General features: G+C 64.9%; 15 protein-coding genes. 6 read left to right on the top strand and 9 right to left on the bottom strand.

Going from position 1 to position 12,897, the window contains the following annotated elements; translation table 11 throughout:
* Positions 1-14 precede the first annotated feature (14 nt).
* Genes OWC48_RS28440 through OWC48_RS28430 form a run of 3 tightly spaced genes read right to left on the bottom strand, consistent with a single transcriptional unit; the run spans position 15 to position 2,567 of the window.
* Positions 15-866, bottom strand: coding sequence for a CoA ester lyase (locus OWC48_RS28440; RefSeq protein ID WP_282522960.1), 852 nt, complete (start codon positions 864-866; stop codon positions 15-17).
* Positions 866-1,318, bottom strand: a complete 453-nt coding sequence (locus tag OWC48_RS28435) for a MaoC family dehydratase (protein ID WP_282522959.1) — start codon at positions 1,316-1,318, stop codon at positions 866-868. The genes OWC48_RS28440 and OWC48_RS28435 overlap by 1 nt, the downstream gene beginning before the upstream one ends.
* Positions 1,319-1,364: 46 nt before the next feature.
* A complete protein-coding gene (locus tag OWC48_RS28430) occupies positions 1,365-2,567 on the bottom strand; it encodes a CaiB/BaiF CoA-transferase family protein (protein WP_282522958.1) in 1,203 nt (400 codons plus the stop codon).
* 228 nt (positions 2,568-2,795) lie between these two features.
* On the opposite strand from OWC48_RS28430, the gene dctP reads away from it, so the two are divergent.
* From dctP to OWC48_RS28405, 5 genes are read left to right on the top strand one after another with little or no spacing between them, the layout of a single operon-like run.
* Positions 2,796-3,824: a TRAP transporter substrate-binding protein DctP gene (gene dctP / locus OWC48_RS28425; RefSeq protein ID WP_282522957.1), complete on the top strand. Its 1,029-nt coding sequence runs from the start codon at positions 2,796-2,798 to the stop codon at positions 3,822-3,824.
* Positions 3,825-3,862: 38 nt separating this feature from the next.
* Positions 3,863-4,417 (top strand): TRAP transporter small permease, encoded by a 555-nt coding sequence (locus OWC48_RS28420; RefSeq protein ID WP_282522956.1) that lies wholly within the window; start codon positions 3,863-3,865, stop codon positions 4,415-4,417.
* A 12-nt stretch (positions 4,418-4,429) separates the two neighbouring features.
* Positions 4,430-5,719 (top strand): TRAP transporter large permease, encoded by a 1,290-nt coding sequence (locus tag OWC48_RS28415; protein ID WP_282522955.1) that lies wholly within the window; start codon positions 4,430-4,432, stop codon positions 5,717-5,719.
* A gap of 36 nt (positions 5,720-5,755) precedes the next feature.
* Complete coding sequence (locus OWC48_RS28410; RefSeq protein WP_282522954.1) at positions 5,756-6,922, top strand: acyl-CoA dehydrogenase family protein; 1,167 nt, start codon at positions 5,756-5,758, stop codon at positions 6,920-6,922.
* 31 nt (positions 6,923-6,953) lie between these two features.
* Positions 6,954-8,186: an acetyl-CoA hydrolase/transferase family protein gene (locus OWC48_RS28405; protein ID WP_282522953.1), complete on the top strand. Its 1,233-nt coding sequence runs from the start codon at positions 6,954-6,956 to the stop codon at positions 8,184-8,186.
* Positions 8,187-8,216: 30 nt separating this feature from the next.
* On the opposite strand, the gene OWC48_RS28400 is transcribed toward OWC48_RS28405, so the two are convergent.
* The 5 genes from OWC48_RS28400 to OWC48_RS28380 form a co-directional block, all read right to left on the bottom strand.
* The gene (locus OWC48_RS28400) at positions 8,217-9,788 is read right to left on the bottom strand and encodes an AMP-binding protein (RefSeq protein WP_282522952.1); all 1,572 of its coding nucleotides are present in this window, start codon (positions 9,786-9,788) and stop codon (positions 8,217-8,219) included.
* 32 nt (positions 9,789-9,820) lie between these two features.
* Complete coding sequence (gene upp, locus OWC48_RS28395) at positions 9,821-10,456, bottom strand: uracil phosphoribosyltransferase (protein WP_014492764.1); 636 nt, start codon at positions 10,454-10,456, stop codon at positions 9,821-9,823.
* Between the two features lie 158 nt (positions 10,457-10,614).
* The gene (locus OWC48_RS28390; RefSeq protein WP_014492765.1) at positions 10,615-10,743 is read right to left on the bottom strand and encodes a hypothetical protein; all 129 of its coding nucleotides are present in this window, start codon (positions 10,741-10,743) and stop codon (positions 10,615-10,617) included.
* Between the two features lie 84 nt (positions 10,744-10,827).
* Entirely contained in the window at positions 10,828-11,226 is a 399-nt protein-coding gene (locus OWC48_RS28385; RefSeq protein WP_282522951.1) for a hypothetical protein, read from the bottom strand.
* Between the two features lie 17 nt (positions 11,227-11,243).
* Complete coding sequence (locus OWC48_RS28380; RefSeq protein ID WP_282522950.1) at positions 11,244-11,435, bottom strand: hypothetical protein; 192 nt, start codon at positions 11,433-11,435, stop codon at positions 11,244-11,246.
* Positions 11,436-11,634: 199 nt separating this feature from the next.
* On the opposite strand from OWC48_RS28380, the gene OWC48_RS28375 reads away from it, so the two are divergent.
* A complete protein-coding gene (locus OWC48_RS28375) occupies positions 11,635-11,928 on the top strand; it encodes a hypothetical protein (protein WP_282522949.1) in 294 nt (97 codons plus the stop codon).
* 36 nt (positions 11,929-11,964) lie between these two features.
* Here the strand turns inward: OWC48_RS28375 and dapA are convergent, their stop codons facing one another.
* Positions 11,965-12,882 carry a 4-hydroxy-tetrahydrodipicolinate synthase gene (dapA, locus tag OWC48_RS28370; RefSeq protein WP_282522948.1) on the bottom strand — a complete coding sequence of 306 codons (918 nt, stop codon included), beginning with the start codon at positions 12,880-12,882 and terminating at the stop codon, positions 11,965-11,967.
* Between the last annotated feature and the right edge of the window lie 15 nt (positions 12,883-12,897).

Below are 12,897 nucleotides of genomic sequence, written 5' to 3'. Positions count from 1 at the left end.
GGCGGCGTTCCGATCTAGGGCTGGCCGAGGATCTTCTTCGCGGCGCGAAGATGCGGCTTGTCGATCATCTGGCCGTCGAGACGCAGCGTGCCGGAGTTCGGATTGCTCGCGAATGCGGCGATCACGTTTTCCGCCCAGGTGCGCTCAGCCTCGGTCGGCTCGAATGCCGCGTTGACGACGTCGACATGTTTCGGATGAATCAGCGCCTTCGCCGAAAAGCCGTCGCGCCGCGCGGCCCGCGTTTCCTGCTCGAGGCCGGCGAGGTTGTCGATGTCGGTATAGACGGTGTCGATCGGCGCGACTTCGGCCGCGGCCGCCGCCATCAGGCAAAGATCGCGCGCGAGGCGGTAGGGGCTGTGGAACACGCCGCCCGCAGCCTTCTCGGTGGCGCCGAGCGAAGCCGAGAGATCCTCCGCGCCCCACATCAATCCGGCGAGGCGAGGGGAGCAGCCTTTGTAGCTGCCGAGGCCGAAGATCGAGCTGGCCGTCTCCGTCGCCACGCAGACGATGCGCGTCGCGCCGACCGTGATACCGGCGGCTGCTTCCAAGGCTTCGAGCCAGGTTGCGACCTGGCGCACGTGATCGCCGCCTTGCGATTTCGGCAGCACGATGCCGTCGGGCTTGCCCGGCATGATCGCGGCGAGATCGGTGAGCGTCAGGCCGGTGTCGAGTGCGTTGACGCGGACATAGAGCTGATGCGGGCCGGGGCGGCTCTTCAGCATCGCAAGCGTCAGCCCGCGCGCTTCCGGCTTCTTCTCGGTGACGACGGAATCCTCGAGATCGATGATCAGCGCGTCGGCCTTGCCTTCGCTCGCTTTCTCGAATTTGCGCGGGGAATCCCCCGGCACGAACAGCATCGAACGCATCAGACCGGCCTCTTGTGCATCATCGCCGTGCGGCGGCATTTGCCGACGATCTCGTCGTTCTGGTTCAAGGCGTGGTGCTCGAACTCGACGATGCCCGCTCTCGGGCGCGATTTGGATTCCCTCAACGAAAGCACCTTCGTCGTCGCCCGCAACGTGTCGCCATGGAAGACCGGTTTTGGAAACGTGACGTCGGTCATGCCGAGATTGGCAACGGTGGTCCCCATGGTCGTATCATAGACCGTCATGCCGATCATGATGCCGAGGGTGTAAAGGCTGTTGAAAATGCGCTGGCCGAACTCGGTCTTTTCAGCGAAATGCGCGTCGATATGCAGCGGCTGCGGGTTGAGCGTCAGCAGGCTGAACAGGGTGTTGTCCATCTCCGTGACCGTCCGGGTCAGCGGATGCCTGAACTCCTGGCCCACGGAAAAGTCTTCGAAATAAAGTCCGGCCATCGCGGTCTCCCTCCCTGTATCGCTGCGATCCTGGCCAGCGCTGCCCTTAGGGCGGCGCGGCCAGGTGAACTGCTTTTTGCTCTGCGAGCTGGTCGATTTCGTCGGTCGAGAAACCGGCCTCGCGCAAAATGTCGCGGCCATGCTGGCCGAGCGTCGGTGCGGGGCCGGCGGCTTCCGGCTGGGTCACGCTCCAGGTGGAGGGCACGCGCATCTGGCGGATACGGCCTTCGACGGGATGATCCACCGTCCTGAAGAAATCGATCGCTTGGAGATGCGGATCTTCGAGGATCGTTTCCAGCGTATGCATCGGCATCACGGGAATGTCGGCGCGCTCGAGCAGATCGCGCCATTCTGCGGTGGTGCGTGTGAGGAAGATGTGGCCGATCTCCTCATAGATCTCGTCGATGTGCTTTGTCCGCGACGCATGGTTGGCGAAGCGCGGCTGATCGAGGAAATGCGGCTGTCCGATCGCCTCAAAAAAGCTGCGCCAGTGCTTGTCGTTATAGATGAGGACGCAGAGATAGCCGTCGCTGGTCTTGTAGGGGCGGCGATAGCGCGACAGCAGGCGGGCGTAGCCGCCATGGTCGAGCGGCGGATCGTAGGTCAGACCGCCCAGATGATCGACCAGCACGAACTCCGTCATCGATTCGAACATCGGCACGTCGATGCGCTGACCGACGCCGGTGCGGCTCTGATGCATCAGCCCGCCCATAATGGCGTTGACCAGCATCAGGCCGACGATGCGGTCGGCGATGGTGACGGGGACGTAGCGCGGCGTGCCGTCGCCGGCCGCCGCAAGCAGCGTCGGAATGGTGGCGGCGCCCTGGATCAGATCGTCGTAGGCGGGCTTTGCGGCATAGGGCCCGGACTGGCCGTAGCCGAAAGCGCCGACATAGACGAGCGCGCGGTTGATCTCGCGAAGTGTCTCGTAGTCGAGGCCGAGTCGCGCCATCGCCTGCGGGCGCACATTGTAGACGAGCGCGTTGGCGTGCTTCGCCAGCCGCAGCAAGGTGTCGCGGCCTTCCGTCTTCTTCAGGTCGAGCACGATGCTGCGCTTGCCGCGATTGGCATTGAGGAACATCCCGCCCATGCCGGGCGTGCGGCCGGGACCGATCTGGCGAACGATGTCGCCCTCGGGGCTTTCGACCTTGATCACGTCGGCGCCCATGTCCGCCAGCACCTGGGTGCCATAGGGGCCCATCAGCACCGAGGTCAGGTCGAGAATGGTGAAGCCGGCGAGCGGTCCCATGAGGCCTCGTTGCATAAATTCATATACGTGGAGTTAGAGTTCATAAAGCGGCCATGTCAATTCCACGGCTCCGGTCGGTGGCGCATAGCTCTATGCATAGTTCATATACTTGACAGATAAATTCATCTATATGTACATTTTCCTCAAGCAAGAATTAGAGCGAGGGCCGGACGGTGCCGCAGCAGTTCGCTGCCGCGTTCGGCGTGGGGACGCGTCAAGGAGAACGACATGAAGAAGAATCTGGTCAGGGCCGCAGCCGTGCTCGCTCTCTTGCTGCCGGTCTCGACAATGCCGGCGCAGGCGCTGGAGCTGAAGGTCGCCGATAGCTTCCCCGCCGGTCACTATCTCGTCCGCCTGATGCTGAAGCCCTGGATGGACGACGTCACCAGGCGCTCCAACGGCGCGGTGACCTTCACCTATTATCCGAACCAGCAGATCGGCAAGGCGGCCGACATGCTGCGGCTGACGCAGTCCGGCGTGGTCGACATCGGCTACATCGGGCCGTCCTATGTCTCCGACAAGATGCCGCTGTCGGAGGTCGCGCAATTGCCGGGCGCGTTCGCAACCAGCTGCCAGGGCACGCTCGCTTATTGGAAGACCGCGCGTGAAGGCATTCTCGCCAAGCAGGAATACGCGCCGAACAAGATCAAGCTGCTGCTCGCCGTAGTGCTGCCGCCCTACCAGGTGTGGACCGTCAAGTCGAAGGTGGAAACCACCAAGGACATGCAGGGCTTGAAGCTGCGCACCACGGGCGGTGCGCAGGATCTGACGCTGCGTGCGCTCAACGCTGTGCCGGTGCGCATGGCGGCGCCCGATGCCTATGAGTCGCTGTCGCGCGGCACCATGGACGGGCTGCTGTTCCCGCTCGACAGCGTCGTCTCCTACGGCCTCGACAAGCTGGTCAAGCACGCCACCGAAGGCGTCAGCTTCGGCAGCTTCATCGTCGCCTATTCCATCAACCAGTCGGTTTGGGACAAGCTGCCCGACGACGTGAAGAAGGCGATGAACGAGGCTTCGGAGGCGATTACGCCGCAAGCCTGCGCCGGCGTCGAAAAAGAAGGCGAAGTCACCAGGAAGCAAATGCAGGACGAAGGCATCAGCTTCGATCCGCTGCCGGAGGCGACGCGCACCGAGATCAAGGACAAGCTCAAGGGCGTCGGCAAGGAATGGGCAAGCGGGCTCGACAGCCGCGGCAAGCAGGCGTCTGCCGCGCTGAAGGAGTTCGACGATCTGCTCGCCGCTGGCGGCGCCAAGTAGCGCCATGTAGTCCGACATCCAACAGGGAGGCGTGAGAGGTGATCAAACGGGCAGGAGATGTGCTCGGCGCGCTGGAACGCGCGCTGACTGTCATCGCGATGGTGTTCATGTTCGTGATCATGCTGCTTGTCGTGACCGACGTGTTCATGCGCTATGTGCTGAACAGTCCGTTCTCCTTCACCTATGATCTGATCGGGCTCTATCTCCTCGCCGGCGTGTTCTTCTTCACGCTGTCGGACGCGTTGCGTGAGCATGTCCATGTCGGGGTGGACATCCTCTTGTCGCGCTTCTCGCTGACGGGGCGACGGCTGTCCGAGATCGTCACCGCGCTCGCCGGCCTGTTCGTGTTCATCCTGATCTGCAAGGTCGGCTTCGAGCGCGCGCTGGAGAATTACGAGCAGCACGACGTCCTCTCCGGCGCGATCCCCTGGCCGACCTGGATCTCGGCCGCGCTGGTGCCGTTCGGCTGCGGCGTGCTGGTGCTGCGGCTGGCGCTGCAGCTCGTCGGCAATGTGCTGAGCCTCGTTAGCGGCCGCGACCTCTATCCGCTGCCGCCGGTGACCGGCGTCGGCGAAGCCCGCAGCTTCGAGTAACGGGCGATATCCATGACACCTTTCATCGTTCTCGCCCTGCTGTTCGGCCTGCTTGCCCTCGGCACGCCCGTCGGCTTTGCCATGGCCTTCTCCGGATCGGTCGGCCTCGTCATGGTTGGCGGATGGCCCACGCTGCTCGGCATTTTGCAAACAGCTCCGCTCTCGACCGTCTCGTCCTACGAGCTGATCACCATTCCAATGTTCCTGCTGATGGCGGATCTCGTGCTGCTGTCGGGTGTCGCAGACGATCTGTTCAAGACCGCCTCGGCCTGGGTCGGCCGCATCCCCGGTGGCCTCGGCATGGCGACCGCGCTCGCCGGCGCCGGTTTTGGCGCGATCTGCGGCACCTCGACCGCTTCCGCCGCGACGTTGTCCTCGACCAGCCTGCCCGCGATGATCCGCCAGGGCTACGAGCCGAAGATGGCCGCAGGCGTCGTTGCTATCTCCGGTACGCTGTCGATGCTGCTGCCGACCAGCGTTGCGCTCGTCATCTTTGGCCTGCTGGCCGAAGTGAACATCGGCAAGCTGCTGATCAGCGGCATCATCCCGGCGATCCTGGTCACGTTCACCATCATGGCCACGATCTACTTCCTGGTCTGGCAGGATCCTTCGCGCGCACCGGCCGCGAAGTCTGTACCGTGGCGCGAGAAATTCGCGCTGCTGTGGCAGGTCTCGCCGATGGTGGTGCTGTTCTCGATCGTGACGGGCACGATCTATCTCGGCGTCGCGACGCCGACGGAGGCCTCCGCCTTCGGCGCGTTCGGCGCCTTCCTGCTCGCGATCGTCAAGGGCAAGATCACGCCGTCATCGCTCTATGCGACGCTGCTGCGCGCCTGCCACGGCACCTGCATGATCATTATGATCCTGGTCGGCGCGTCGATCTTCGGCTATTTCTTCACGCTCACCCATGTCACGCAGGACCTCGTTGCCTGGATCGGGTCCCTGCCGGCCTCGCGCTGGGTGATCATTACATTGATCCTGTGCGGCTACATCGTGCTCGGCTCGTTCATGGACCAGATCGCAATCCTGGTGCTGACGGTGCCGATTGTGCTGCCGCTGATCAAGACGCTCGGCTTCGATCCGATCTGGTTCGGCGTCATCAAGATCGTCACCGCCGAGGTCGGCATGATCACGCCGCCGGTGGGGCTCAACTGCTTCATCGTCGCCCGCTATGCCAAGCGGCCGGTGGCGGAAGTGTTCCACGGCACCTTCCCGCATTTCATCGCACATCTGATCGCAATTGCGATTCTGGTGGCGTTTCCGTCTATCATTCTCTGGCTGCCCTCACAGATGGGGCGCTAGGATCGGAGCCCGGCTCCCAAGAAGGAGATCAACAACATGGATTTCGCGCTCACCGATCAGCAGGAAGCCATTCGCGCTGCCGTCGCAAAAGTTTGCGAGGACTTTCCCGACGCCTATTGGCTGAAGAAGGACCACGACGGCGGCTTCCCGCACGACTTCCACAAGGCAATGGCCGATGCGGGCTGGCTCGGCATCTGTGTGCCGGAGGAATATGGCGGCTCGGGGCTCGGCATCACCGAGGCCGCGATCATGATGCGCGCCATCGCGGAATCCGGCGCCGGCATGTCCGGTGCCTCTGCGGTGCACATCAACGTGTTCGGTCTCAATCCCGTCGTCGTGTTCGGCACCGAGGAGCAGCGCAAGCGCATGCTGCCGCCGATGGTCGAGGGCCGCGAGAAGGCGTGCTTCGCCGTCACCGAGCCCAACACCGGCCTCAACACGACGCAGCTCAAGACGCGTGCTGTGGCCAAGAACGACCGCTACATCGTCAACGGCCAGAAGGTCTGGATCTCGACCGCGCAGGTCGCGCACAAGATTTTGCTGCTGGCGCGCACCACGCCGCTGGAGGACGTGCGCTCGCCAACCCATGGCCTCAGCCTCTTCTACACCGATTTCGACCGCAAGAAGATCAAGGTCCACGAGATCGAGAAGATGGGCCGCAAGATCGTCGATTCCAACGAGCTGTTCTTCGAGGATTTTGAGATCCCGATGGAGGATCGGATCGGCGAAGAGGGCAAGGGCTTCCAGTATATCCTCGAAGGCATGAACCCCGAGCGGATCCTGATCGCCGCGGAGGCGGTCGGCCTCGGCAAGCTCGCGCTGTCGCGCGCGACCGAATACGCCAGGACGCGCGTGGTGTTCAACCGTCCGATCGGCAAGAACCAGGGCATCCAGCATCCGCTCGCGGTGAACTGGGTCGAGCTCGAGGCCGCCTGGCTGATGGTGATGCAGGCGGCCTGGCAATACGACAAGGGCTTGCCCTGCGGCGCTGGCGCGAACGCCGCGAAATATTTCGCAGGCGAAGCCGGCTACCATGCCTGCGAGCAGGCGGTGATGACCCATGGCGGCTTCGGCTATGCCAAGGAATTCCATGTCGAGCGCTATTTGCGCGAGGTCCTGATCCCGCGCATCGCGCCGGTCAGCCCTCAGCTCGCGCTCAGCTTCATCGCGGAAAAGGTGCTCGGACTGGCAAAGTCTTACTAGTCTTCGCGCGGATCGCTTAGCAGGGACGCCAATGAACCTCGACTTCTCCGGCCTGATCCGGGAGGGCGACCGTGTCGCGTGCGGGCAGGCAACGGCCGAGCCGGTCACCCTGACCGAGGCGCTGGTCGCGCAAGCCGTGCATCTGCCGGCGTTCCGCATGATGGTCGGTCCAATATTCTCCGACACGTTTTCCGCGGCGTGCGCGCCCAACATCTCGTTCCAGAGCTATGGCGTGATCGGCAATGCGCGGCGGCTCGCGAAAGCGGGACGGCTCGACGTGATCTCTAGCAACTACAGCGCCTTCTGCGCCGATTTCGCCTCAGGGCGCCATCGCGCGGATGTGGTGCTGGTGCAACTCGCCGCGTCCGGCGATGGTCGATTGAGCGCTGGCCTCTCCAACGACTATGTCATCGATGCCGCACGGGGCGCGCGTGTCGTCATCGCCGAGATCAATCCGGATGCGCCTTGGACGTTTGGCGCGGAATGGCCTGCGGACGCACCGATCCATCTGCGGGTCGCCGCTCGCCGTCCGCCCGTGGAGCTGCCGCCGGCGCCGCTGGATGACGTCTCACGAAAAATCGCGACACATGCGGCGAGCCTGATCGCCGACGGCAGCACGCTTCAGTTCGGCGTGGGCCGGATTCCGGATGCGATCCTGTCCTCGCTGTCGCATGCGCGCAATCTCGGCATCCATTCCGGCCTGATCAACGACGCGGTCGTCGACCTGATCGAGCGCGGTGCGGTGACCAATGCAGAGAAGGGGATCGACGCCGGGGTCACGGTGACGAATCAGGTGATCGGGACGAAGCGGCTCTATCGTTTCGTGGACGAGAACGAGGCGGTTTCCGTGCGGCCGACGTCCTATACGCACGGCCAGAACGTGCTGGCGCGGATCAATCGGCTCGTCGCGATCAACTCGGCGCTCCAGGTCGGGCTCGACGGCAGCGTGAATTCCGAGACGCTGAACGGCGTCGCGATCGGCGCCATCGGCGGGCAGCTCGATTTCGTGCGCGGTGCCAATGCATCGCCCGGGGGCAGGGCGATCATCGCACTGCCGGCGACGGCGTCCGACGGGACCAGCCGCATCGTCACCGATGTGGAGACCGTGACGACGCCGCGCGCCGACGTCGATGCCATCGTGACCGAATGGGGTATCGCAGAGCTGCGCGGCTGCGGTCTTGCCGAGCGTGCGCGCCGCATGATCGCGATCGCGGCGCCCGGGCACCGCGACGCGCTGTCGGCGCAGCTTCGCGCCGCGCGCTAGAATCTCGCGAGCTATCTGAAACAGGCGGGCCTATTCGGCGGCAATCCGTTCCATCGCCATGGCGCGAAGCCGGGCGCGCTGGATTTTCACACCGTTGGCGCTGTCGGTGACGGGGAAAGCGTCGACGATATAGATTCGTGCCGGCACCTTGTAGCCGGCGAGCCGCTCGCGCAGGCGCGCCACCAGCATCTCCTGCTGCGGCGGCTCCTTGCCCGGGATCACAAAGGCGACGCAGCGCGCCTGACCCCTAAGATCGATCGCCACAACCTGGGCGTCGGCAACCCCCGTGCAGGCTTTGAGCTCGTCCTCGATCTCGCCGGGCGCAACCAGGAAGCCGCCGAGCCGCATCGCATCGCCCGCGCGGGTCTCGTAGACGAAGGCGCCGTCGCCGCGCATCCGGCCGATGTCGCCGGTGCGGAAGAAGCCGTCAGCGGTGATCGCATCGCGCGTCGCATCCGGGTTGTTGAAATAGCCAAGGAAGCACGAGGGCGCGCTGATCTCGATCTCGCCGAAGACGCCTTGCGCCGTTAGCTCCCCGGTATCGGTATCGCGCACGCGCACCCTCGCGTCGGGAGACATCGGCCAGCCGCCGCCTTCGATACGATCGGCGAAGGCATCACCGGAGCGGGCGATCGAGAACAGCGCCTGCACTTCGCTCGAACCGTAGAGGCCGAACAGCGGCATGCCACGCGCCTCGGCCTCCCCGGCGAGCTCACGCCAGCCGGGCTGGAACGCGGCGAAGCCGCAGACCTCGAGATGCGGGAATGGCCGTGGCGCATCGGCGAGCGCGAGGATGCGGCGGGACATCTCGTCGGAGCCGAAGGCGTGCGTGATCTTGTGTTCGCCAAGGACCTTCAACGCTGATGCCGCCTCGAAAGCATCGAGCACATGGATGGTCGCGCCGGCCGCGATGAAGCCGAGCAGGCTGGTCATGCCGAAGGTGCCGCAGAACGGCAGCATGGCCAGCAGCGAATGGCGCCGTGGCGAGAGTTTCAGCGCCTTGGCGACGGAGGCGGCGTGCGTGGCGAGCGTCCGCTGCGAATGCGCGACGAGCTTCGGCCCCTTGGTCGTGCCCGATGTCGTGTAGAGCAGCACCGGCAGATCGACATCGTCCTGCGCCGGCGGCGCTGGCGGATAGGACGTCTCGAACGCATCGAAGCGCACACAGGGCCAGTGTGCGGGGATCGCATCCCCGCCGACCACCGCGAGCCTTTGTAGCGCAGGCACTTCGTCCCTGCTGATCTCGGCGAGGATGGCGGCGAAATCGATCGAGCGGAACGCGGCCTCGACCACCATCAGCCTGGCGCCGGACACCTTGAGCAGATGGCCGACTTCCGCGCTGCGGTAGCGGGTATTGACCGCGGCGACGATCGCACCACAGCGGGCGGCGGCGAGCAGCAGTGCGATCCATTCGACCCGGTTGACCAGCCAGACCGCGACCACGTCGCCCTGGCCGATGCCTTGCGCCGTAAGCCATGCGGCAGTCTGCTCGACCTTCCCGGAGAATTCCGCGCGCGAGACCGGCCTGCCGTCAAACACGAAGGCGGGCTCGGCGCCTTCGGCACCGATCAGCGATTGAAGCGAAACTTGGTTGACGCTCATGCAACCGGACTAACCCGATCGCGCAAATCTGTCTACTTGGTGCCGAACATCCGGTCGCCGGCATCGCCCAGGCCCGGCACGATGTAGCCGTGGTCGTTGAGCCGCTCGTCGATCGCGGCGGTCCAGACCGGCACGTCCGGATGCTCGCTCTGGAACTGCGCGATGCCTTCGGGCGCGGCCAGAAGGCAGACGAAGCGGATGTCGCGGGCGCCGCGCGCCTTGAGCAGGGAGGCGCCGGCGCAGGCCGAGTTGCCGGTCGCCAGCATCGGGTCCATCAGGATCACGGTGCGGTCGGACAGGTCCTGCGGCGCCTTGAAGTAATATTCCACCGCCTGCAATGTCTCGGGGTCGCGGTAGAGCCCGATATGGGCGATGCGCGCCGAGGGCATCAGCGCCAGCATGCCGTCGAGGAAGCCGACGCCGGCGCGCAGGATCGGCGCGAGAGTGAGCTTCTTGCCGGCGATCTTCGGCGCCCGCATCGGCGAGATCGGCGTCTCGATCTCCACCAGCTCCAAAGGCAGATCGCGCGTCACCTCGTAGCCGAGCAGCATCCCGATCTCGTTCAGGATCTCGCGAAAACTCTTGGTCGAGCGGTCCTTCTCCCGCATGAGGGAGAGCTTGTGCTGGACCAGGGGGTGGGCGACGACGTTGACGCTGCTTGTGCTCATGAAACCGCTCTACACGGTTCCGTGAAATTGCGCCAGATCGGCCAGATCTTTTCGCGGGGATACGCGGCCTCAGGTGGGCATCGCGACGGCGCCGCACACCCAGCTGCTCGCCGCGTAGGCAGCCATGGTCAATTCACGGTCCATCGATTTGCCGGGTTCTAAACTCCCAGCCCGCGTGCCACGAGCGTGATCACGATTGTCAGGATCGCGCCCCAGACCAGGCTCAGTGTCATGGTCAGGATCGTCGTCGTGACCGCCTGCTCCAGATTTCCCTTGAGGAGCTGCATGCTAGTTGTCCGAGGTCGCGGTGATGCGCATGCCGAGCAGCAATGCACCCAGCACCGCAACCAGGATGGCGATCTTGAGCTCGATCATGTCCGCAGCCTTGTCGCCGCACGGGCCAGGAGCCGCCTCGCACCCTCCGCCAGCGCAATCAGCGGATTGCCGCGGTTCTCGATATCGAGCTCGAAGGTCTCGGCGGGAAACACCAGCGCGCAGCTTGCGAGTCCGCTCTGCCGGTTGGCGAATTCGACCGCGGAGCTCTTGAACAGGAACAAACCGCCGACGCGCCCATGCGCCTCGCGCGCGACCCAGAGGCCGGCGCCGTTGCGCCCGATGAAGAAGGCGGGGATGGCCGTGCTTATGACATCCGGGTCGATCGGCCCAAGCGCCGCCGCGGACGCGGCCATTGTCGGTCGCTCGGGCTGGCGACGCGTGGCTTGAAGGGCGATCGTGGCCATGGCGGCTTCCTCACACATCTGCAGGGTCATGATGGTCTCCCATGCCGTCAGGCGTGGAAATGCCAGACATAGATCGCGGTCTTGAGCGCAATCAGCGCCGTGAGCACGCTGGCCATCGAGAGCAGGGTCAGTGCGCTGAGCGCGATGCGTTTGAGCTGGGCCTTGCGCGTCCCGGAAATGCGCGGCGAGCGTTCGGCCCCGCCGAAGGGCCGGTCAAAGCCATGTGTCATTACCGACATTTTGGAAGTCCTTCTGCCTCGGGCGGCGAGACGGCCGTTCCGATCTGTCTCTCATGATGTCCATCGTTGCGTAGGATTGCGAGACGAGCGCCGAGGCACCAGTATAGGAATGCTATAAAGATGCCGACCGTCGTGCCGGCAGCCCTCTGAAGAGACCGGGGTTCCGCTTCGGCCGGACCTGAGACGGCGCAGGATCCGAATGCGTCATCCCGATCGCTGCAGCAAAGGCGTTCCGCAGCCGCGGTTCCTCGATCTGCTTGCAGAAGCATTCCAGCGTCGCTTCCACACTCTGCCGCTGCCCGCTGATAGCCGCACAGAGTTGCGAGTTGGTCCGCCGAAAGAAGTGGATGGAGGCCCTGGCGCCGCCGCCGAGATGATCGAGCTCTGCCGCGAGCGCGGCGACATTAAGCCTGTCGGACTCATCGAGCGTCACCGCAAATCGCAGCAGCGCGAGCTGCCAGGCGCGGAGCAGCCTGTGAGGCCCTTCGATTGATTGCCGCATGGGGATACCCGGATGCCGTGCGACGCCTCAGGCGCCGACGCGGTCGATCAGCTCCTCGTCGGCGATCGCGGCGAATGCGCGTACCACTTCCCTCTGCGCGGCTGCGTCCAGCGGAACGATCGGAAGCCTTGTGGCAGGCGACATCAGGCCAAGCACGCCGAGTGCACATTTGAGTGCGGCCGGGCTCTCCTTCCCGAGGCAGGCGATCAAGGGGATCAGGCGCCTGTGCAGGTAGCGGGCGGATTGCAGCCGGCCCTGCCTGACATGTGAAAAAATCGTGCGGCAGAGATCCGGCGCGACGTTGGCAACCTCCGAGATCGCGCCATCGCCGCCGCCCGCGATGAAGCCGAAGGAGGTGGTGTCGTCGCCGGATAGACAGCGAAAGCCGGCAGGCAAGTGGCGGGACAGGCGCATCGGACGGGTGATGTCGCCACTCGCATCGCGCAGGCCCACGAACCGGCGCGATTCGACGAGACGCAGAAGCGTCTCGTCGGCGAGCGGGCGCAGCGTGCGGGAGGGTGTGTCGTGCAGGATCACGGGCAGGCCGATCGCGCCGGCAATGGCGCGGAAGTGCGCGAGCATTCCTTCCTGCATCGGCTTGTTGTAGGCGGGCACCACCGACATCACGGCATCGGCGCCGGCGGCTTCCGCCCGCCGCGCGAGTTCGATGGCGTGGCTCGTCGAATTCGACACGGCGCCGGCAATGATCCGCACGCGGCCGCGCGCGACATCGACCGCGGTGCGAATGATCAGCGCCTGCTCGGCCGGCGAGAGCGTCGGTGCCTCGCCGGCGGTCTCGCACACCACGAGTGCGGGCACGCCGGCCGCGATCTGACGCTCGCAGAGCGTGGCGAACGCCTTCAGGTCGATCGTGTCGGCCGAATCGAACGGCGTCGGCAGGTCTGGTATGAACCCGGTGAACCAGGCGGAGGGTGGGATGAACATGGCTTTTTGCCGAGA

This window comes from Bradyrhizobium sp. Arg816 (genome assembly GCF_029989365.1).
GTDB lineage: Bacteria > Pseudomonadota > Alphaproteobacteria > Rhizobiales > Xanthobacteraceae > Bradyrhizobium.
This window is presented reverse-complemented; position numbering and strand designations above follow the sequence as displayed.